Origin of the sequence: Phaeobacter sp. JH20_08, from assembly GCF_048056635.1 — a bacterium.
In the GTDB taxonomy this organism is placed as follows: Bacteria; Pseudomonadota; Alphaproteobacteria; order Rhodobacterales; family Rhodobacteraceae; genus Phaeobacter; species Phaeobacter bryozoorum.
This window is the reverse complement of sequence record NZ_JAYMVV010000004.1, coordinates 1-22835: the sequence shown is the minus strand read 5'-3', so window position 1 is coordinate 22835 and position 22835 is coordinate 1. Positions and strand designations below refer to the sequence as shown.

Genomic DNA, 22835 nt, shown 5'->3' with positions numbered 1-22835 from the left:
CCTGTTCGCGTGGGATTGACGGCACCGGGGGGGCTGCGGATAGCTTCTGCGCAGAACCTGACATCTGATGGCACGCCCGAATGAAACGTATCTACGAACCTCTGGCCTATACCGATCGCCCGATCCAGACGCGGTACTGGAACCGGTTTCTGCCCGATCCGGCGCCACGATACGCGCCGCTGCGCGATGAGGTGACGGCGGAATTTGCCATAATCGGAGGCGGCTATACCGGCCTGTCGGCGGCGCTGACCCTGGCCGAAAACGGCGGCGATGTGGTGTTGCTGGATGCCGAACGGCCCGGCTGGGGGGCCTCGGGGCGCAATGGCGGGCTGGTTTCGGTGGGCAGTGCCAAACTGGCCGATGATGCCATTCTGCGCCGCTATGGCGAACCGGACGCGCGCCGGTTCTTTGATGCCGAACGCGCGGCCGTCGATCTGGTGGAGCAGTATCTGGACCGGTACGCGCTGGAGGTGGATCGCCATTCGCGGGGCTACACCTATGTGGCGCATCGCGCGGACCGTCTGGAGGAGCTCCATGCCTATGGGCAGGAGTACACCCGCCGCTATGATCTGCCGTATGAATTTGTACCAAAGGAAGACATGGCGGCGCAGGGGCTGAACAGCCCGGAGTTCCATGGCGCGGTCCATCTGCCTGTGGGGTTTGCGCTGAACCCGATGAAATTCGTGCTTGGCCTGACCCGCGCGGCAGAGGCGGCGGGGGTGCGGATGTATTCGGACAGTGCCGTCGAGGCGATTGACACGCAGGGTGACGGCTATCTGCTGCGGGTCGCCGGCGGGCAGGTCCGCGCCAGGCGGCTGCTGATTGCCACCAATGGCTATTCTTCGGACGATCTGCCGGGCGCATTCGCGGGCCGCTATCTGCCGGTTCAGTCCAATATCATGGTGACCCGCCCGCTGAGCGAGGCCGAGATTGCCGACCAGGGCTGGTGGAGTGAGCAGATGGTCTGCGACAGCCGCACGCTTTTGCATTATCTGCGCCTGTTGCCGGATCGTCGGCTGTTGCTGGGGTTGCGCGGATCGGTGCGGGTGAGCGAGGAGAATATCGCCGCCACCAAAGCCCGCGCACGGGCGGATTTTGACCGGATGTTCCCGGCCTGGCGCCATGTGGAGACGGAGTATTTCTGGTCCGGGCTGATCTGTATGACCCGCAATCTCGTGCCCTTTGCCGGGGCGGTGCCGGGGCTGGATAACGCCTGGGCCGCGCTCGGGTATCATGGCAGCGGCGTCTGTATGGCGCCTTATGCCGGGGCGCTGATCGCCGATCAGGCGCTGGGGCGCAGCCGCCTGCCGCATCCCGATCTGATGCAGCGCCCGCTGCGCCGGTTTGAGCTGGGCCGCTGGCGGCGGATGTCACTGCCGCTGGCCTTTGGCTGGTATCGGATCAAGGACCGGATCTGACCGGACCCCGGCAGCGGCATCAGAGCGGGGCGCTATGCGGCTGGTGGATCCGGCTCTGTCGCAGGCTGTCCGGGGCCGGGCCGCGAAAGGCGCTGCGGCGGATCACGTCCGGCGCATGGCCATAGGTTTCGCGGATGTGCTGGCTGAGGCTCTGATAGCTGCCAAAGCCGGTGGCGACGGCGACCTGACGCAGCGGTATATCGGTCTGGGTCAAGAGCTGATGGGCGCGTTCGATCCGCAAGGACCGGTAAACGCTGAGCGGCGAGCGTTCAAAATGGCGGGTAAAGCGCCGTTGCAGGCAGCGGGTGGAGACATTCAGCATATCGGCCAGTTCGGCCACCGACAGCGGCGTTTCGATATGGTCCTGCATCACGGCGAGGCATTGGGTGATCAGCCCGTCGCCTGCGGATTTCTGTTCTAGGTTCAGCGCAATACGGCTCTTCTTGGGGCGTTTGCCGGTATCAAGACCGAGGTAATGCGCCATGCCATTCGCGGCCAGTCGCCCGCAGTCGGCAGCGATGATATCCAGCAGCATATGCGGGGTGGCAAAACTGCAAATCGCCGAATGCACGGTGCCGGAGGCGGCAGTGGCGGCGCCGTCCTGATCCTGACGCAGGCTGCATTCCCCGGCCGAGGCGAGGAAATTCGGGTGGATCGCCAGATGGTGATCGCCGCCGCGCGCCAGCGCATCCAGCAGGAACACCGCACCGCCGACAAAGGCGCTGCGCTCTGACAGGCGCATCACCTGATTGACGCGGGCGCGTTCCTTGGCATTCAGCTGCCAGCGGCTGTGAATATCGCCCAGAAACACCACGAGCGCGCGGGCGCGACCGGCAACCGGGCCGCTGGCGAGCATATCCAGACCACAGACGCGCACCCGGTATTGCACCCCGTCCAGCAGATCGTTTGCGGCGTCGAACAGGTCGATGATGATCTGGGCGCGGGATCGTGGCGCGCCGTCGGGAAGGACGACATCAATGTGACGCAGGCCACGGCCACCGGTGCGGGCAATCTCGCTATCGCCGTGGGGCCGGGAATGAAGTGTCATCTGTCTGCCTCGCATACGGTGAGCGGGATGGATCGGCACAGGGGTGCCGCCGGTGGGAACCGGCGACACCTTGGGTCTTGGCGTGGATTTATTCCGCCGCCTCTGCGTAATCCTCCATCGGAGGGCAGGTGCAGATCAGGTTGCGGTCGCCATAGGCATTGTCGACGCGGTTCACCGCCGGCCAGTATTTATCCACACCGAGGTTGCCCGGAGGGAAGCAGGCCTGTTCGCGGCTGTAGGGGCGATCCCACTCACCGACCAGATCGCGCACGGTGTGTGGTGCGTGCTTCAGCGGGTTGTTTTCGGCGTCGATCTTGCCGTCGATGATGTCCTGCGCCTCCGACCGGATGGACAGCATGGCATCGCAGAAGCGGTCCAGCTCGTCCTTGGGTTCGGATTCGGTCGGCTCCACCATCAGCGTGCCCGCCACCGGCCAGGACATGGTCGGCGCGTGGAAACCGCTGTCGATCAGGCGCTTGGCCACATCATCCACGGTCACGCCGCCGTCGTCATTCAGCGGACGGGTGTCCAGAATGCACTCATGCGCCACACGACCGGATTCGGAGGTGTAGAGGATCGGATAGGCATCCTTCAGACGTGCCGCGATGTAGTTGGCGTTGAGGATCGCAACCTTCGTCGCCTGCGTGAGGCCAGCGCCCCCCATCAGCAGCACATAGGCCCAGCTGACCGGCAGGATCGAGGGCGAGCCGAAGGGCGCTGCCGAGACAGGACCCACGGCGGTGCCGTATTCCGGGTGACCCGGCAGGTGTTCGGTCAGATGCGCCTTGACGCCGATCGGACCCATGCCGGGGCCGCCACCGCCATGCGGGATGCAGAAGGTCTTGTGCAGGTTCAGGTGGCTGACGTCGCCGCCAATGTCACCCGGACGGGACAGGCCGACCATCGCGTTCATATTTGCACCGTCGATATAGACCTGACCGCCGTGCTCATGGGTGATCTGGCAGACCTCCTGAACGGTGGTCTCAAACACGCCGTGCGTGGAGGGGTAGGTGATCATGCAGGCGGCGAGGTGGTCCGAGTGTTTCTCGGCCTTTTCGCGGAAATCCGCGACGTCGATATTGCCTTTGTCATCCGCCTTGATCGGAACCACCTGATAGCCAACCATCTGCGCGGTGGCCGGATTGGTGCCATGGGCGGAGGTCGGGATCAGGCAGACGTTGCGATGACCCTGACCGTTTGCCGCGTGGTAGTTGCGGATGGTCAGAAGGCCTGCGTATTCGCCCTGCGCGCCAGAGTTCGGCTGCTGGGAGATCGCATCATAACCGGTGATCTGGCAGAGCTTGTCGTTCAGATCGGCGATCATCTCATGGTAGCCCTGCGCCTGATCTTCGGGAACGAAGGGGTGCAGGTTGCTGAATTCCGGCCAGGTGACCGGGATCATCTCGATGGTCGCGTTCAGCTTCATGGTGCAGGAGCCAAGTGGGATCATCGCACGGTCCAGCGCCAGATCGCGGTCGGCCAGACGGCGCATGTAGCGGGTGATCTCGGCCTCGGCGCGGTTCTTGTGGAAGATCGGGTGGGTGAGATAGGCGCTCTCGCGCAGCATGGCTTCGGGCAGGCGGTACTGCTTGTTGGAGCTGTCGTCCTTGCGGTCGATGCCAAAGGCACCCCAGACGGCCTCGATGGTTTCAGCGCGGGTCTGTTCGTCGAGCGAGATGCCGACCTTGGTTTCGCCGACGCGGCGCAGGTTGATGCCGCGCTGAACAGCGGCTTCCATGACGGTTTTCTGCAGGTGACCCACCTCAACCGTGATGGTGTCAAAGAAGACTTCCGGTTCGACCTTGAACCCGGCCTGTTCCAGACCAGCCGCCATGCGGGCGGTCTTGCGGTGCACGGATTGCGCAATCGCCTTGATGCCATCGGGGCCGTGGTAGACCGCATACATCGACGCGATCACCGCCAGCAGCGCCTGTGCGGTACAGACGTTGGAATTGGCTTTTTCGCGGCGGATGTGCTGCTCGCGGGTTTGCAGCGACAGGCGATAGGCCTTGTTGCCGCGCGCATCGACGGACACGCCGATGATCCGGCCGGGCATGGAGCGCTTCAGCTTGTCGGTGGTCGCCATATAGGCCGCGTGCGGGCCGCCGTAGCCCATCGGAACGCCGAACCGCTGGGTCGAGCCGATGGCGATATCGGCGCCCATTTCACCGGGGGATTTCAGCAGCGCCAGCGACAGGATATCCGCCGCGACAACCGCAACGCCTTTGTTGTCATGCAGGGCGGCGATCTGGTCGCTGAAATCGGTGACATGGCCATGGGTGCCGGGATACTGGAAGATCGCGCCAAAGACGGCGGCGGCCTCCAGTTCGGAGGGATCGGCGACAACAACGTCGATGCCCAGAGGTTCGGCGCGGGTCTGGATCACGGCGACGGTCTGCGGGTGGCAGTTCTTGTCCACGAAGAAGGCCGCGTTATTCGCCTTGGAGCGCGACCCACGATGGGCCATCGCCATGGCTTCGGCCGCGGCGGTGGCTTCGTCGAGCAGCGAGGCATTGGCCACCGGCAGGCCGGTCAGATCGCTGACCATGGTCTGGAAGTTCAGCAGCGCCTCAAGGCGACCCTGCGAAATCTCAGGCTGGTAAGGCGTGTAAGCCGTGTACCAGGCGGGGTTTTCCAGGATGTTGCGCAGGATCGGCGCCGGGGTGGTGGTGCCGTGGTAGCCCTGACCGATCAGCGAGGTCAGCACCTTGTTCTTGCCCGCGATCTCTCGCATGTGGAACAGCGCATCGCGTTCGGTCATCGCCGGACCCCAGTCCAGCGCCTCTTTCTGGCGGATGGCCGGGGGGACGGTGGCGTCGATCAGCTCATCGAGGGTGTTGAAACCGATGGTTTTGAGCATATCGGCCATTTCACGCGGGCTGGGCCCGATGTGGCGGCGATTGGCAAAATCATAAGCTTCGTAATCAGTCAGTTTGAAGGCCATGTGGAGCGCTCCTGTTGCGAGGGGTCGCCTGCCGAGGCTGAGGGAGCCTCCGGCGGGGATATTTAGAGCCAGAAGATGCGGCGGAGCCGGTTGCCGGATCCGCCGCGCAGGATCAGCCGATCAGCGCCTTGTAGCCGTCCAGATCCATCAGATCCTCCAGCTGCGAGGTGTCGGAAAGTTTGATCTTGTAGATCCAGGCCGCGCCTTCGGGGTCTTTGTTCAGGGCGCCGGGGTTGTCGGCCAGAGTCTCGTTGATGGCGGTGATCTCGCCATCGAGCGGGGCGTAGATTTCCGACGCGGCCTTCACCGATTCAATGACGCCGATCTCGCCGCCTTTTTCAAATTCCTCGCCGCTGTCCTGCTGCTCGATGAAGACAACTTCACCCAGCTGCTCGGCGGCATGTTTGGTGATGCCGAGCGTGGCGGTGTCGCCCTCGACGGTGATCCATTCGTGATCTTCGGAATAATAGGTGGTCATCTCGGGTACTCCTGGAGCTTAACGTTTGTAGTTCTGGGTGACGAAGGGCAGCGCGGTGATTTCTGCATCATGGGGCTTGCCACGGATGATCAGCTTGACCTGTTCGCCCGGTTTGCCATGCGGCGCGGCGACATAGCCCATGGCGACCGGGCCGCCGACGGTGGGGCCAAAGCAGCCGGAGGTGATTTCACCGATGGTATTGCCGTCGGCGCATTGGATTTCAACGTGCTGACGGGCGGGCGCGCGACCGGAGGGTTTGATGCCGACCAGTTTCTTCGCGGCCCCCTCAGCCAGCTCTTTCTGAATGCGGGCGGCACCGGGGAAGCCGCCCTCTTCCTTGCGGCGTTTCTGGATCGCCCAGGCCAGCGAGGCCTCGATCGGGGAGGTCGACTGGTCGATGTCATTGCCATAAAGGCAGAGACCGGCCTCCAGACGCAGGGAGTCGCGCGCGCCCAGACCGGCGGGTTCGCAATCGTCATGGGCCAGGAACAGCCTGGTGATGCGTTCGGCGTCAGCCTCGGGGATGGAAATCTCATAGCCGTCTTCGCCGGTGTACCCGAGGCGGGAAATGCGGCATTCCACGCCGTCGATATCGGCAAGGATGGTTTCCATGAATGTCATCTCGCGGGCGGCGGGGCAAAGGTCGCCCACCACATTTTCGGCTGCCGGGCCCTGAACGGCGACCAGCGCGCGGTCGAAGATCTCGGTCACCTCGACACCGTCGAGATGCGCCTTCATATGGGGGATGTCCTGATGGCGCAGGGCGGCGTTCACCACCACGAAGTAATGATCGCCGGCATTGGAGACGATGAGGTCGTCCATGATGCCGCCATCGTCATTGGTGAAGAAGCCATAGCGTGCCTTGCCTTCCTTGAGGGTGGCAAAGGCCTGCGGGCAGAGCGCTTCCAGCTTTTCGCCGACGTTGTCGCCGCGCAGGATCACCTGGCCCATGTGGCTGACATCGAACAGCGCAGCCTTTTCGCGGCACTGCTTGTGCTCTCCCATGATGCCCATGGGGTACTGGACCGGCATTTCCCAGCCGGCAAAATCCACCATCTTGCCGCCGAGGGCGACATGCAGGTCATAGAGCGGGGTACGTTTCGGCGCGTCGGTCATAGCGTCTTGCCCTTGAATTGATGTGGTTGAAAAGCCGGGGCGCGACGCCTGCCGCGCCCCGATGTCGGTTGGTCTTGATTATTCTGCCGCGCCTTTGCTCGGCTCTTCGGTCTGCCCGTTGGAGGCAAAGAACTCTTTCGTCACCTTGAAGACGACCGGGCTCAGCAGGGCGAGGGCGATCAGGTTCGGGATCGCCATCATCGCGTTCAGCGTATCCGCCAGCAGCCAGATGAAGCCCAGATCCGCCGTGGCCCCGAAGTAGATCGCGATGATCCACAGCACACGGTAGCCGATCAGCACCTTGGCACCCAGAAGATAGCCGACGCATTTCTCGCCATAGTAGGACCAGCCCAGAATGGTGGTAAAGGCAAAGATCGACAGCGCGATGGCGATCACATAGCCGCCAAAGCCGGGCAGGGAGGTTTCAAAGGCCAGCGAGGTCAGCGCTGCACCGCTTTCGCCCGAGGTCCAGGCGCCGGAGGCGATGATGGCCAGACCAGTGATGGAACAGACGATGATGGTGTCGATGAAGGTGCCCAGCATGGCGATCAGGCCCTGATTTACCGGACCTTTGGTTTCAGCTGCGGCATGGGCGATCGGGGCGGAGCCAAGACCGGCTTCGTTCGAAAACACGCCACGGGCCACTCCAAAGCGGATTGCGGCCCAGACAGCGGCCCCGGCAAAGCCGCCTTCAGCGGCCGAGGGGGTGAACGCATAGGTGAAGACAAGACCCAAGGCATGGCCCAGCTGATCGGCGTTGATGATCAGAACCAGCAGGCCGATCGTGACATAGCTGACCGCCATGAAGGGGACCAGTTTCCCGGCCACCGCACCGATGCGGGTGATGCCGCCAAGGATCACGGCGCCGGTCAGCGCCATCAGCACGATACCGGTGATGGAAGGGTTGAAGCCGAAGTTGGTTTCCAGCACCTGTGCCACACCATTGGCCTGGACACCATTGCCGATGCCGAAGGCGGCGATTGCACCGAACAGCGCAAAGGCAAAGCCGAGCCAGGCCCAGTTCGCGCCAAGACCGTTCTTGATGTAATACATCGGGCCGCCGACATAATTGCCCTGGCTGTCCTGTTCGCGGTATTTTACCGCCAGCACGGCTTCGGAATATTTGGTGGCCATGCCGACCAGTGCGGTCATCCACATCCAGAACAGCGCGCCGGGGCCGCCGAGGAACACGGCGGTGGCAACGCCGGCGATATTGCCGGTGCCGATGGTGGCCGACAGCGCGGTCATCAGCGCGTTAAACGGGGTGATCTGGCCCTCGCCATCTCCGGCCTCGCGGCCCTTGAACAGCAGGGCAAAGCCGGTGCCGATGCGCAGGATGGGCATCAGCTTCAGCCCGATCTGCAAGAACAGGCCAACGCCGAGAATGAGGACCAGCATCAGCGGTCCCCAGACGATCCCGTTGATATAGCCCACAATCGAATTCAAAACTTCCATAATTTTCCTCCCTTTGGGTGGTGGTCCTTGGCCTATGAGTGCCTGTCCCGGCCTTTGCTGCGGTTCGCGACCGATGACAAGTCGATTTCCCGGTTCTGCCCCTCCTGCCGCGACCCACCAGTCGCGGGGCAATCCCGGTCCGAGGGGTGGTCCGTTAGTCGGCACCCCCCGCAAGGCTGTCGCCAAGCTGCCTGTTGCGGGCTTCCTTGAGCGCCGCAAAATCCTCATCCGCGTGAAAGGAAGAGCGGGTCAGAGGTGTCGCCGAGACACCAAGGAACCCTTTGCTTCGGGCCATGCGTTCGATCTGCTCAAACTCCTCCGGGGTGACGAAGCGATCAATCGGATGGTGTTTCGGGGTGGGCTGAAGATACTGTCCCACGGTCAGGAAATCGACGTCCGCAGCGCGCAGATCATCCATCACCTGACGCAGGTCTTCCAGGGTTTCTCCCATGCCGACCATCAGGCCGGATTTGGTAAAAACCTGTGGATTGGCGCGTTTGGCGTCATCCAGCAGGCGCAGCGAGCTGTAATACCGCGCACCGGGGCGGACACGGGGGTAGAGATGTGGGACGGTTTCCAGATTGTGGTTGAACACATCCGGGGCCGCGTCAAAGACGATCTTTGCGGCATCACCCTTGCCCAGAAAATCCGGGGTCAGCACCTCAATGGTGGTGCCGGGGGTCTGGTGGCGCACGGCGCGGATGGTCTGGGCGATATGCGCCGCGCCGCCGTCCTCCAGATCATCGCGATCAACGCTGGTGATCACGACATGGCGCAGCGCCAGTTTCTTGACCGCCTGTGCCACCCGACCGGGCTCAAAGGCGTCCAGCGCATCGGGGCGACCGGTCGAGACATTGCAGAAAGAACAGCCGCGGGTGCAGATCTCGCCCATGATCATCATGGTGGCATGACGTTTGGACCAGCATTCGCCGATATTGGGGCAGGCGGCCTCTTCGCAGACGGTGGTCAGATTGTGATCCCGCATCAGGCGGCGGGTCTCGAAATACTCGGCGCTCTCGATTTTCTTGCGGCGGATCCACTTCGGTTTGCGCGGGATCTCGCTATCGGCCTTTTTCGATTTTTCCGGGTGGCGGAGCCGCGGCATGGGGACGTTCATCCTACGGCCTCCTTACGCTTGCCGACAAAGGCACCTTCGGGACCGGTCTTGGCGATAGCAGGCATCGAGGTTGAAAAGCGTTTGTCCACCGCGACATAGCCCGCAGGGCCGTCACCGATAACGATCCGATCATAAAGGCTCATCTCTGCCCCTCACTATTGTCTGTCAGGGGAAAACAGCCCCTAACTCTCCCGTGTGTTTCCTTTAAGAAACTTTTCCACGATAAGCAACTATTGCTTTTACATAGAAACTTTGACCTATCACCGGGGGAAGGGTAAACATTGGGAAACTCAGGAGATTGCACGCCCATGGAACCCATCAACGCGGAAGACGGCGCCCCCGCGACGGAGTTTGCCGAGGCTCCCGATGGTGATGCGCTGGGGAAAATGATTCGCGAATCCCGCAAGGAGAAGGGGCTGACGCTGGAGGAAGCGGCGCGGGCCGCGAACATCGGCCGCTCCACCCTGTCGAAGATCGAGAACAACCAGACCCGCCCCAGTTTCGAGATCATCCGCCGCCTGATGCAGACGCTGGATTTGCAGACGCCGCAGCTGTTTGTGCAATCCGCCAAGAGCGATATCTCCGGGCGGCGCGACTACACCCGCAAGGGCGCGGGAGAGCATCAGGAAACCCAGACCTACGACCACGAACTGGTGTGCACCGAGCTGACCAGCAAGCGGATGCTGCCCTATATCAGCCGCATCAAGGCGCGTGACGTGTCGGAGTTCGAAAGCTGGATTCGCCACAGTGGCGAGGAATTCATGTTCGTGATCAGCGGTGAACTGGTTCTTTACACCGAACATTACCGCCCGCTGCCGATGAAGGCCGGCGATACCGTCTATTACGACAGCGGCATGGGCCATTGCTGCGTTTCGACCAGTGAAGAGGACGCGCAGGTGCTCTGGGTCTCGCTGAACTGATCCGAACTCAGCGGCGCCCCCGGCGATATGCAATCTGCGCCGCCCGGATATTGGCCGGGGCGGCGCAGATCGGTGTTCCATGGCTCGGGGTGATCCGCCTATTCGGCAGCAATCTCCAGCGCCGCGCGGTTGGCCGTGCTCTCGTCGGGTTCCATGCGTGACCAGTTGAGATCGCCCTCGTAGCGCCAGACCAGATGCCCCTGATCGTCCATCGCCATCAGATGAAGCCAGCCATTGTCGAATAGGGCGCGCACCTGCGGGTGGCGGTCCAGGATCTGCGTCATGGCATCGCGCGGCGCCTCGATCACCACGGTCAGCCGCAGCGGGTCATGTTGCAGCGCATCGCCATCATGCACCGATTGCCAGGGCAGACCGGGTTTCAGCGCGCCGCCATTGCCTTCCAGCACACCGATGCCACCGGCGACGTTGTGCAACAGCTTGTTGCCGCCACCGAACAGGGCGGGGGCCACGCTGGAGCCGTAGTATTGCAGGCTGATCCAGCTTGCGACCACCACCGGCGCGGTCATGATCAGCTCCAGCACGCCAAAGCCCTCATCCGCCCGCCAGTCATAGCTGTGCAGGAAGGATTGCCCGTCAAGCGCCCGGCCCTCGGTCCGCTGACGCGGGGCGGCGATAAAGGCGCGGCAACCGGCCAGCCCCCATTCCGGGCGCAGTTCCGCCCAGTCGGAGGAGCGGCGCAGGATGTCTGCACCAGCGCTTGCGCGGGGCAGCCGCACCGCCCGTTCGCTGCGGGCCAGAGCGCCTGCGGCCTCGATCCAGCGACGGATATTTGCCAGCTCGCGGGCAAAACGGGTGGCAGCACCAGCGGGCAGATCCTGTTCGTAGAGCGTGACCTGATCGGTGGTGGTGTGATGCAGCGCGGGCAGGAAAACGGTGTCCTCGGGGATGCTGATCCCTGCCTCGCGCAGTCCGCCGCGTACCGCCCGGTCATTCAGCAGTCCGGCCAGCAACCGGGCATTCACGTCACCCGCATGGCCACCGCAGGCGCCACAGTGCAGAGCACTTGCATGGGGGTTGTTGGTCACATCCGCGCCATGGCCTGCCAGCATCACAACCGGGGCAAAGCCACCGGTCAGCGACATCGCCGACAGGATGGTCCGGGCCATCGCAACCCGGTGGTCCAGATCCACCGAAGCATCAAGCACCGGCGCCGGATCCGTGGCCAGACGACTGCTGGCACCAAAGGCATCGCGCAGCAGCTTGCCCGCATAAACCGGGCCTGTGGCCTCGACAAAGGCAAAGGAGGAGACCGCCGCCAGTTTGAACCGGCCCCAGGCGCGCCGCGCCCGCGCTGCATAGCGCCGGGCAAGGTCAAGCTCCGCCGGTTCCGCCGCTCGCGACTGGACGCCCGCGCTCAGCAGCACCGGGCCGCGCCCTTCGGTAACGTCGGAGCCCGCTGCATTATGCGCCGCGGCCAGCCCGAAGAAGCCTGCAAACCCAAGTGTCTGCACGCCGCTGTCCTGTGCTTCCAGCGCGCGGCGGAACACTTCGGACCGTACATCAATACAGAAGGCGGCCTGCAACAGGGGGCGATCGGTGGCCTTTGCCTCTGCCGCTGGCTCCGGGGTCGCGACGGTCAGCCTGCCGGCCAGTTGCCGCTGCGCCGCCCGTTCGCCTGCCTCTTGCAGAATGGCGTCGATCACCTGATCGCGGCTTGGGGTGATTGGGGTTTCGTGGCTTTCGACGGCCTCCTGCCAGCGGGCCGCGATCTGGTCGCGATACTGGTGGAACAGCGCCTCGTCAAACACCATGCGGATCGCCAACAGCTCAACCGTGGTGGTGTCGCTCTTGCCCTCCAGCTCGGCCTGCCACGACAGGTAGCGGCCATATTGCGCCCAGCCTTGCAGTGTCATCAGCCAGCGGTGAAACCCGGTCTCGGCGGCCGCAGAGCTGACGCCCAGCGTTTCGGAGGCCCGTCCGATGGCGCGCCAATGTGACCGGTTGGTAGCAGCGACAAACCCGCCAAACCCGTGCAGCCCGTGGATTTCCGGCGTCAGATCGCGGCTGGCAAACTGACGCCAGGCCGCATAGGTGCCGCCGGTCCGGTCCGGCTGCCACAGCGCCTGCCCCTGATCGAAATGGCTGGCGGCAAAGGCGCCGATGCGTTCCTCGATCAGGCCGGGCCAGTCGACGCCGGACAGCTCCTGCGCCAGCTCCGCCACCGTCGGCAGCGCGCTTGGGTCATCGTTGGTATCCGTGGCGCCCAGTGCCGCATGGAGATCGGCCATCTGCACATCGCTGAAGCGGGTGCCGGCCCGCGCCAATGCGGCCCGCAGATCGCTGTCGGTGAGGTCTCCGGCGGCCCGTTTCGCCGCCCAATGGCTGCGGTCCGGGGTCACCCGTGTGCCCGCAACCCGCGCCAGCCGCGCCGAGGTCACCGCCAGCGGCTCGTCGCTCTGACCGAGGAAGGGGTTCACCGCAACGCTGGAGGTGAGCGGGAACAGCGGCGGGATCGCGCGGGCGGCCCGATTGGCGCAGGTGACCAGCTCCAACAGGGCGGCGGGGTAGGTTTCGTGCTTCATCAACATGGGTCGATCTCCCGGTTTCAGGATGTGGTCCGCTTTGACCAGCCGCCCAGCAGCCGATCAAAAATCGCATTTGCATAAAGCCCATTGGACAGATGGACCCGCAGCCCCGCTGCCGCCGGGTGCATCGCCCAGAGCGGGAAGGTCGCCTGCGCCACGGCCACCGCGCCAAAGCTGACCAGCGCCAGCAGGATCAGCGCCCATTCCAGCGGGCCGGGAGCAGGGGTGGCAGGCAGGGTGCCGGCGGTCAGCTTCAGCGCCGCCAGTTGCAGCAGGAAATAGCTGACAGAGGTGGCCGCCGCATAGATCACCGTGCGCCGGGTCAGCGCACCGGGGGCGGCATCGGCCAGCCCCTGCGCCAGAATATAGGCCACGCCAAAGATCAGGATCACCCCCAGCGCAATTGCCTGCACCGATTTGCCGTCAAAGCCAAAGACCGCTCCAACCAGCGCATAGATCACGATGCCGATGCCAAAGGCCTGCATCACATTACGCGCGCTTGGCACTGCGACGGGACCGGGGCGCCGGATCGCGGCGACATTGGCCACCGCCTCGCCAGCGCTGAGAAAGGCGTGCGCCTTGTAGAGCGAATGCGCCACGATATGCAGCAGCGCCAGCGGGAACAGCGCCAGACCACATTGCATGATCATAAAGGCCATCTGCGCGATGGTGGACCAGGCCAGCGAGGTCTTCACGGCCGGCTGCGTCAGCATCACCAGCCCGCCGAACAGCGCGGTAAACCCGCCCAGCATCACCAGCACCGCCATCACCGCAGGCGCGGCCAGCATCACATCGGCAAAACGGATCAGCAGGAAGCCGCCCGCATTGATGACGCCTGCATGAAGCAGGGCGGAGACCGGCGTCGGCGCTTCCATCACCTCGGTCAGCCAGCCATGGGCCGGAAACTGCGCCGAGGCGAGCACCGCCGCCAGCGCGATCAGCCCGGCGGCGGCAAGGGTCAGCAGATCGGGGCTGGCAGCGGCAAGAATGCTGGCGATATCGCTGGTGCCATAGGCGGCAATCAGCAGCGCGACAGCGAGGCCGAGTGACATTTCGCTGGCCCGGGCCACCAGCGCCTTTTTCCGCGCGGCCCGCTGCGCCGTTGTGCGCTCGCGATAAAACAGCAGCAGCTGATGCAGGCACAGGCTGGTGGCGGTCCAGGCCAGAAGCAGCTGCACCAGATTGCCCGACATGACCAGCAGCAAAACCGCAGCCAGCGTGGCGCTCATCCAGCCGGTAAAGGCGCCCTGACGGCCCTCGCCGTCCATATAGGTGGCGCTGTAGCGCAGCACGATCCAGCCGATGAAACTGACCAGACACAGCATCACGGCGCTGACCACATCCAGCCGCACCGACAGCCCAACTCCAAAAAGGCCAAGCAAGGGCGAGCTGCCCGGACCGTTCAGGCCCAGCAGCACCGCAGACAGCGCCGAGACGGCAAAGGCCGCCAGCGCGGCATATTCCGCCAGACGCGGCAGATGACCCGGCCGCAGACCCGGTGTCCGGCGCGCCCGCAGGGCGACGGCCAGCAGCAGCATCGGGGCCAAGAGCGGCAAAAACAGATAGAACATGAAAGGCTCCCGTATTCACATGCAGCAGGGGACGCTGCGTCAACGAGACAGGTAGCGCGGATCTTTGATTAATAAAAATTCATTGTTATGGCCTTATCGTTCTATTAAAACGAATGAATGCCCCTGAACTATCATCATCTGCGCTATTTCTGGGCCGTCGCCCATGACGGCAATCTGACCCGCACCGCGCAGCGGCTGAATCTGTCGCAATCGGCGCTTTCTGTGCAGATCAAACAGCTGGAGGAGCGGCTGGGCCATCCGCTGTTCGACCGGCGCGGACGGCAGCTGCATCTGACCGAGGCGGGGCGTATCGCGCTGGATCATGCCGATGCGATCTTTGCCACCGGGCAGGAGCTGATCGCCACGCTGGAAGGCAGCGAGCGCAGCCGTCAGGCGCTGCGGGTGGGTGCGCTGGCCACACTGTCGCGGAACTTTCAGATCGGGTTCCTGCGGCCCATGCTGGCGCGCAGCGATGTCGAGGTGATCCTGCGCTCCGGCAGCCCAACCGAGTTGCTGGAGGGGCTGGCAACGCTGAACCTCGATCTGGTTCTGATGAACCGCGAACCTCCCGACGACAGCCTGACCCCCTATGAAACCCATCAGATCGGGGATCAGGCGGTGAGCATCGTCGGCACCCCGGCGCGGCTGGATCCACGCCTGCCGATCCGCGAATTGCTGACCACCCATCCCTTTGTGCTGCCGACCACCGACAATACGGTGCGGACCGCCTTTGATGCCATGGCCAGTCGCCTGTCGGTGGTGCCGCAGGTGGCTGCCGAGGTCGACGACATGGCGATGATGCGGCTGCTGGCCCGCGAGGATATCGGCCTGGCGCTGGTGGCCCCGATCGTGGTGCAGGATGAGCTGTCCTCGGGGCGGCTGCTGGAGGCCGAGGAGCACCCCCGCATTCGCGAGACCTTCTATGCGGTCACCCTGCGGCGCCGTTTTCCAAATCCGCTGGTTCAGGAGGTGCTGGCAGGCAGCGCCTCGGTGCTGAACGGCTGATATTCCGGCCCGCTGCCCGGCAGAGCTGGCATGAAGCCACCAGCGCCTGGCCCGTCCCGGCACTGCGGCGCCGCCCCGGTTCGTGATCCTTTGGGTCGGACCCAGCGCTGTCCCCTATCGCAAAAAAGTCATCGCCCGGCACGATTGGCATATTGGATGCAAGAACTCTTTAATAAGCTTGCCACATAATTTGGCCATTACCGATTGATTAACCTCGATATCCTATAGGTTGAGCAAGACGACTGATCATACCTTTGGATTGTAAGCTATAATCTCAGAGCGCTCAGATGATTGATACCCAGTATTTCGTTTTTGATTCCGCCGTCGACCACTGTCAGACCCTGCATCTCGATCTGCCGGATGACGCAACCGTCATCTACCTGACCCGCAACGGGTCCGGCCTGCGTCAGATCGCAGAGGCCCTCAGCGCAGTGCGCGGTCTGTCGGCGCTGCATATCATGTCCCACGGCGAAGACGGCGCGCTGTTAATCGGTGACGAAACCGTGACCGAGGCCACGCTCGCCCGGTACCCTGAGGTGATGGAGGTCCTGCGCCGGGCGCTGCATCCCGGTGGTGATATCCTGCTTTATGGCTGCGAGGTGGCGGCAACTGCCAAAGGCGAAGCCTTCGTCGCTGCCCTGGCCGAGGCGACCGGCGCGAATGTTGCCGCATCGCGGACATTGACCGGCGCTGCCGAGCTGGGCGGCGACTGGGATCTGGAGATGCAGATCGGCGCGATCTCAACCCCGATCGGGATTTCGGCAGTGGCGCAGGCGGCCTATCCGGCAGTTCTGTCCACTGTATTGAACTACGGCAACTATACAAATGGCGGCAACAACAAGGACGCCTGGGCCGATGGCAGCGACGGGATCGCGGATTTCCCCGGGCTGACGCTGACGCTTGATTTTGGTGACGGCAGCGAGGGTTCAAGCACCTTCACCAATCTGAACATGCGCGGCGCGCAGAACCTGGCGGTGGGCGCTGTCGAGGGCGGGACCATCGGCGCAATGGACGGTGCCTTCTACAACGATGACAGCAACGGATTTCAGCTGGCCGGTGATGGCGATTTCAGTTTCGAGGGGTTTCGGGTGCTCGGCCGGGCGCAGAGCATCACCTCACAGACTTTCACCATCCGTGGCTTTGACAGCAGCGGGACAGAAATCGTCTCAGATACGCTGACCTGGGCTGCGGCCGGTTCCAATGCACTGGTGTCATACAGCATCGGCAGCGGCGACTGGGACGCGGATGCAGCCTGGGGATCGGTGCGACGCATTGCGGTCGATTACACCAATGAACCCAGTTTCCAGGAATTCGCGGTCCTGACCATGACCGTCGACACGGCCGTGGTTTCAGCCAATAACGCCCCGCTGCTGGGCGGGACACCGCCAGATGACACTGCGACAGAGGATGTTGCGACGGCGATTGACCTGTCGGCCTACAATATATCTGACGCCGACGGCGATACCATAACCCTGACCCTGGCCGTGGATCGCGGCACCATCGCCACGACCGATGGCAACGGAACAACCGCCGGTGTGACCGTGGCAAATTCCGGCACCGGGTCGATGACGTTGCAGGGGTCGGCCGCTGATCTCAATACCTATCTGAACGACACGTCAAAACTTCGCTACACCACCGCCAGCAATGACACCACAACTGCGGTTCTGACCGTCACCCCCAACGACGGCACCACAAATGGCAGCGCCGATACGGTCAGTATCACCATTTCGGGGGTGAATGACGCGCCGGTGCTCGACGCCGCGGCGTCGCCCGTGCTCAGCACCATTGCCGAGGACGCAGGCGATGACGATGGCTCCTCCGCTGATGGCGACGACGACGCCAGCAACAACGCCAATAACACAGGTGACAGCGTTGCCAGCATCGTGTCCGATGGCAGCGTGACCGATGTCGATGGCAGCCCGGTCGAAGCGATTGCGGTGACTGCGGTCGATAACACCAACGGGATCTGGCAATATTCCCTCGACAACGGAACCAGCTGGACGAATTTCACCGCCACCACCGGCACATCGGTCGATCTAACAAGCGCTGCGCGCCTGCTGGACGGGTCGCTGGCGGGGGCGGCTACCCATCTGATCCGCTTTGTGGCAGATGCGGATTATTCCGGCACCGCCACCATCACCATCCGCGCCTGGGATCGCTCCACCGGCTCTGCCGGCAGCGTCGCGGACGCCAGCGTGACCGGCGGTACAAGCGCGTTTTCCGCCATCAGCGATACCGCCAGTATTACTGTCACCAGCGTCAACGACGCCCCGGTCTTTGCCGGTCTGGATGCCACGCCGACCTTTGTCGAAGGCGGCAGCGCCGTTGTTCTGGACAGCACCGCCACCATTGCCGACACCGAACTGGCCAGCCTGAATGGCGGCAATGGCGATTTCGGCGGTGCCTCGCTGACCATCGCCCGCAACGGCGGCGCCGATCTCGTGGATGATTTCGGCTTTGATGTGACCGGGGCTCTGTTCACGGTCAGCGGCAATATGCTGCAAAGCGGCGGGCAGAGCTTTGCGACATTTGCCGAGGTGGGCGGTACGCTGACGATCAGTTTCACCTCCCTCGCCACCCCGGCGACAACCGCTCTGGTGAACGACGTGTTGCAGCGGGTGACCTACAGCAACACCAGCAATGACCCGGATGCCTCGGTCCAGTTGGACTGGACCTTCTCGGACGGCAATGTGGGCAGCCAGGGCAGCGGCGGGATCGCCTCCGCTACCGGCTCGGTCACGGTGAGCAATACCGGCGTCAACGACGAACCAACGCTGACTGCTACCGGCGGCAACCCAACCCATGTTGAGGGCGGCGCGGCGGTTGACCTGTTCAACAGCGTTACCTCCGGCACGGTTGAAACCGGACAGACGATCACGAGCCTGACCCTGACCATCACCAATATCGCCGACGGCGCGGATGAAATACTTGTGTTTGACGGCACCGACGTGGCCCTGACAAATGGCGCCGCTCTTGTCAGTGCCGCCAACTCCCTGTCGGTGAGCGTCTCCGTAACCGGCAGCACCGCCACCATCACCGCCACCGGGGGCACCCTCAGCCCTGCGGCGCTTCAAACACTCGTAGATGGTATAACCTACCGGAATACATCAGATAATCCCACAACAACCGCCAATCGCGTGGTCACCGTGACCGAGCTTGTCGATAGTGGCGGTACGGCAAACAGCGGCGATGACACTGCCGCCCTGGCCGTGACAAGCACGGTCACGATCACCGCCGTCAACGACGCTCCCGTGCTGGCAAATCTGACGGGGGATCAGGGCGTCCTGACACCTGGCGCATCTGCGCTGATCGATGCTGGCGCCGACGCCACTCTCGCCAATGCAGATTCGCCCGATTACAGCGGCGGCGTCCTGCGGATTGTCGACAAGGACAGCAACAACACCGCAAGCGGCAGCTTCTCCGTCGACGGCACAACGGTGACATCGGGCGGTGACGGGGGCATTGCGGCCAATGAAACCATTCAGATTGGTGGCGTGACCATTGGCACCGTCGATGCAACCGAGGACGGGCAGGGCGGCAACACGCTTGCAATCAACCTCACCGCCAATGCGGACGATGCCCGAATCCAGACATTGATCCGCAATCTCGCCTGGGGCGCCTCGGCCGGGACCGGTGCGCAGACCTTCACCCTCAGCCTGGATGACAACGACGGCACGGCCAATGGCGGCGCGCAGTCCACCTCGGTCGATTTTTCGATGATCCTTGGCAACAAACCCGTGGTTGCCAATCTGGCCGGCGATACCGTCGCCTTTGTCGAGAACCTCGGCGCGGTGGCGCTGGATACCGGCGGCAATGTCACGATCAGCGATGCCGATAATAATCTGGGCAGCGGCACGCTGAGCCTTGCCTTCCAAAGCGGACAGACCGCCAATGATCGCCTGCTGATCGACACCAGCGGTTCCGTCACACTGTCTGCCGGGCAGACAGCGGCCTCCTCCGTCAGCGTGGGCGGCGTGGTGATCGGCACCTTGGCCAACGGTGCGACCGGCGGCGCCAATGAAACCCTAAGCATCAATTTCAACGCCAATGCGACCCCCTCCCGGGTGCAGACGCTGGTCGGCGCGCTCTCCTACGACAACAGCAGCGATGACCCGGCGACCCATGACCGGACGCTGGGTCTCACCATCACCGACGGCACCAGCATCAGCTCCGACACTGCGACGCTGACCGTGACCGTCGCGGCCACGGATGATGCGCCGACGCTGGTCGCAACCGGCAGCAATCCGAATTTTGTGGAAGGCGACCCGGCAGCGGATCTGTTCACCAGCGTCAGCGCCGACACCGTCGAGGCGGGGCAGACGCTGACCACTCTCAGCCTGACGGTCACCAATATCGCCGACGGCGCGGCGGAGGTGCTGACGATCGACGGCGGTGTCTTGGCGCTGACGGATGCCAACACGCTGACCACCGCGAGCAACGGCCTGACTGCGACGGTATCCGTCTTGGGCAATACCGCAACCGTCACCCTGACCGGCGGCACGCTGAGCACCGCCGCGGCCGAGACGCTGGTTGACACCATCACCTATCGCAACACATCCGAAACCCCGACCGGGGGCAGCCGTGTTGTCACCATCACCGGCCTGACCGACAGCGGCAGTGCAACCGGCAGCAACGCCAACAGCGCCCTGCTGACGTTGTCGTCGTCGGTAAACGTGCTGCCGGTGAACGATGCCCCGGTGATCGGCAATGCCCACTACCATGCGACGAGCCAGGTTGTTGTTGGAACCGGCGCCCAGAGCCTTGGCGGTTTGTCCGCGGTGACGGTGTCCAACCTCGATTCCAGCGATTACAACGGCGGCCAGCTGACAATTTCGCAGAATTCAGGCACCACAAATGGCAATTGGGGCGTTGACGGCACGATTGTCACTGCCGGAGGCGATGCCAGCCTTTCCGCAGGAGAGACTGTTCTGGTCAACGGCGTGACCATTGGCACGGTGGATATCACCAATGACGGGCAGGGCGGTTCGGATCTGACCATCAACTTCAGCACCGCCGATGCGACCAACGCGGCGATCCAGACCCTGATCCGGTCTATCACCTATGAGGCCCCGTCCACGGTCGGCGCGCGGGATTTCACCCTGACGCTGAATGATGCCGATGGCACTGCCAACGGTGGCGATCAGGATAGCAGCGTCAGCTTCCTCCTGAATGCGACCGGCACCCCTCCGGTGATCGGCAATCTCGACGGCGACAGTTTCACCTTTACCGAGGGTGACAGCGCCACAGCTCTTGATGTGGCGGGGGACCTGACTGTCAGCGACGCGGATAGCGCCGATTTTGATACCGGCACGCTGACCGTCTCCTTCGAGAGCGGGATGCAGGCCGAGGATCGGCTCCTCATCGATGTCAGCGGCACCGTGTCGCTCTCTGCCGGTCAGGCCAACGGCTCGATGGTCTCCGTCGGCGGTGTGCCCGTCGGAACCATCGTGGCAACCGGCACCGGCGGCGCGGGTGAAGATCTGGTCATTACCCTCACCTCGGGTGCAACACCCGCGACGATCCAGACCCTGCTGCGGGCCCTTCAATATGACAACGCCGCAGCCGACGCGCCAACCGACGGCAACCGTCAGATCGGCGTGCAGATTGCTGGCGGTACCGACAATGCCTTGTCAGATATGGCCGTAGTCACGATCAACGTTAACCCGGCGCCAGCGCCGGGAGGCGGATCAACAGGCGGCAGGCCGCTGGATATGTCGGCTGGCGACGACGATGACTCCATCGGCGGCACCAACTTCAATGACACCATCAACGGCGGCGGCGGCAATGATCGCATCACCGGCAACCGGGGCGAGGACCTTCTGAGCGGCGGCAGCGGTGTGGACACGCTGCGCGGAGGCGACGGGGACGACCAGCTCTTCCTTGGGTCCGGGAACGACCGGGGGGTCGCCGGCGACGGCAATGACCGTTTGAACGGCGGCAGCGGCAATGACTTCATGCACGGTGGCACGGGTGAGGATACGCTGCGGGGGGGCGTTGGAGACGATACTGTTTATGGCGGCCTCGGGAACGACACGATCGGAGCGGGACGTGGCGATGATATCGTCTTTGCTGGCGGCGGCGCCGACCGCGTGAACGGCGGGGGCGGCAACGACCAGATCGCAATGGGCTCCCAGGACGACCGCGCCTTTGGCGGCAGCGGCAATGACAGCCTTGCTGGCGGCGAGGGTCGGGACACACTGAACGGCGGTATGGGCGACGATATGCTGCGCGGCGGTGCGGGCAGTGACGTCTTCATCTTTGTCGGCGGTCGCGGCAATGATCGTATCGCCGATTTCGACGCGCAGGAGGACCAGTTGACCCTGCGCGAATTTGGTTTCACCAGCCGGGACCAGGCGCTGTCTTTCGGGGCGCAATCGGGGGATGATTTCGTCTTTACCTTTGCCGATGGCAGCACCCTGACCCTGATAGATGTCACGCGGGCCGAACTGGAGACCGCCGACCTCCTGTTCTGAGCAACCGGACCGCCCTGCTGCCGCCAGACCGGCGGACCACCGCATCAGGCGGCGCCGCTTCGGCCGTCAGCGGCGCCTGCCGCTTTCGCGCTCCGTGCTACAGGGCCGTGCTAGAGGCCGGTTGATTTTACGGGAGTATTTCCCAAACGGTGGCAATAGGGCTATGACAGCTGGGCAGCGCTCGTATCGGAGTGCTGGCTGAAATTGCCGACAGTAACGGGTTGCCAAAAGGCGCACCCGTTATCACGCGCCATCTGATCGAGGGCACCGACACGGCCTTTGAGCTTGCGCCGACGGCGAACGCGACAGGAAGACAATTCGGGAGATGCTGGGACTATGACGACGGATCGCAGGACGCGCCTCAGACTGGGGATGGTCGGGGGCGGGCAGGGTGCCTTTATCGGTGCGGTGCACCGGATTGCTGCCCGGATGGACGACCGGTTTGAGCTGGTTGCCGGCGCGCTATCATCAGACCCGGAACGCGCGATGGCCAGCGCCGCAGAGCTGGGGATCGCCGCGGATCGCAGCTACGCCAGCTATGACGAGATGGCCCGCGCCGAGGCCGGGCGCGACGATGGCATCGATGCGGTTGCCATTGTGACACCCAACCATCTGCACGCAGGTCCCAGCATCGCCTTTCTCAACGCGGGCATTCATGTGATCTGCGACAAACCGCTGGCCGCCAGCGCAGCCGAGGCCGAGGCGATCAGACAGGCGGCGGAGGCCAGCAGCGCCCGGTTTTTT

Annotated in this window: 14 protein-coding genes; 5 read left to right on the top strand and 9 right to left on the bottom strand. The window is 63.7% G+C overall.

The features are described from left to right. Window positions 1-80 precede the first annotated feature (80 nt). Window positions 81-1418: an NAD(P)/FAD-dependent oxidoreductase gene (locus VWY75_RS01825; protein ID WP_416537886.1), complete on the top strand. Its 1338-nt coding sequence runs from the start codon at window positions 81-83 to the stop codon at window positions 1416-1418. A gap of 19 nt (window positions 1419-1437) precedes the next feature. Here VWY75_RS01825 and VWY75_RS01820 read toward each other — a convergent pair whose 3' ends face one another. From VWY75_RS01820 to VWY75_RS01790, 7 genes are all read right to left on the bottom strand, one after another. After that, the gene (locus VWY75_RS01820) at window positions 1438-2466 is read right to left on the bottom strand and encodes a helix-turn-helix domain-containing protein (protein ID WP_416537885.1); all 1029 of its coding nucleotides are present in this window, start codon (window positions 2464-2466) and stop codon (window positions 1438-1440) included. A gap of 88 nt (window positions 2467-2554) precedes the next feature. Then, the gene (gcvP, locus tag VWY75_RS01815; protein WP_416537884.1) at window positions 2555-5410 is read right to left on the bottom strand and encodes an aminomethyl-transferring glycine dehydrogenase; all 2856 of its coding nucleotides are present in this window, start codon (window positions 5408-5410) and stop codon (window positions 2555-2557) included. 112 nt (window positions 5411-5522) lie between these two features. After that, window positions 5523-5888: a glycine cleavage system protein GcvH gene (gene gcvH, locus VWY75_RS01810; protein ID WP_416537883.1), complete on the bottom strand. Its 366-nt coding sequence runs from the start codon at window positions 5886-5888 to the stop codon at window positions 5523-5525. An 18-nt stretch (window positions 5889-5906) separates the two neighbouring features. Next, window positions 5907-7004 carry a glycine cleavage system aminomethyltransferase GcvT gene (gene gcvT, locus VWY75_RS01805; protein ID WP_340547749.1) on the bottom strand — a complete coding sequence of 366 codons (1098 nt, stop codon included), beginning with the start codon at window positions 7002-7004 and terminating at the stop codon, window positions 5907-5909. A gap of 78 nt (window positions 7005-7082) precedes the next feature. Further along, window positions 7083-8459 carry an alanine/glycine:cation symporter family protein gene (locus VWY75_RS01800; RefSeq protein WP_416537882.1) on the bottom strand — a complete coding sequence of 459 codons (1377 nt, stop codon included), beginning with the start codon at window positions 8457-8459 and terminating at the stop codon, window positions 7083-7085. 154 nt (window positions 8460-8613) lie between these two features. Continuing rightward, window positions 8614-9576: a lipoyl synthase gene (gene lipA / locus VWY75_RS01795; protein WP_416537881.1), complete on the bottom strand. Its 963-nt coding sequence runs from the start codon at window positions 9574-9576 to the stop codon at window positions 8614-8616. After that, entirely contained in the window at window positions 9573-9719 is a 147-nt protein-coding gene (locus VWY75_RS01790) for a hypothetical protein (RefSeq protein ID WP_340547809.1), read from the bottom strand. Before VWY75_RS01790 ends, lipA begins: the two co-directional genes overlap by 4 nt. 165 nt (window positions 9720-9884) lie before the next feature. Between VWY75_RS01790 and VWY75_RS01785 the strand changes: the two genes are divergently transcribed. After that, a complete protein-coding gene (locus VWY75_RS01785; protein WP_416535336.1) occupies window positions 9885-10496 on the top strand; it encodes a helix-turn-helix domain-containing protein in 612 nt (203 codons plus the stop codon). A 98-nt stretch (window positions 10497-10594) separates the two neighbouring features. Here the strand turns inward: VWY75_RS01785 and VWY75_RS01780 are convergent, their stop codons facing one another. Beyond that, complete coding sequence (locus tag VWY75_RS01780; protein ID WP_416537880.1) at window positions 10595-13045, bottom strand: YbcC family protein; 2451 nt, start codon at window positions 13043-13045, stop codon at window positions 10595-10597. Window positions 13046-13062: 17 nt separating this feature from the next. After that, complete coding sequence (locus tag VWY75_RS01775) at window positions 13063-14613, bottom strand: proton-conducting transporter membrane subunit (protein WP_416537879.1); 1551 nt, start codon at window positions 14611-14613, stop codon at window positions 13063-13065. A 117-nt stretch (window positions 14614-14730) separates the two neighbouring features. Here VWY75_RS01775 and VWY75_RS01770 point away from each other — a divergent pair, with 117 nt between their 5' ends. The 3 genes from VWY75_RS01770 to VWY75_RS01760 all read left to right on the top strand — a co-directional run. Beyond that, the gene (locus tag VWY75_RS01770) at window positions 14731-15618 is read left to right on the top strand and encodes a LysR family transcriptional regulator (RefSeq protein WP_340547805.1); all 888 of its coding nucleotides are present in this window, start codon (window positions 14731-14733) and stop codon (window positions 15616-15618) included. 287 nt (window positions 15619-15905) lie between these two features. Beyond that, window positions 15906-22091, top strand: a complete 6186-nt coding sequence (locus VWY75_RS01765) for a DUF4347 domain-containing protein (RefSeq protein WP_416537878.1) — start codon at window positions 15906-15908, stop codon at window positions 22089-22091. A gap of 336 nt (window positions 22092-22427) precedes the next feature. Beyond that, window positions 22428-22835, top strand: a 408-nt coding sequence (locus VWY75_RS01760; RefSeq protein WP_416539356.1) for a Gfo/Idh/MocA family protein, incomplete at its 3' end; no start/stop codon positions are given.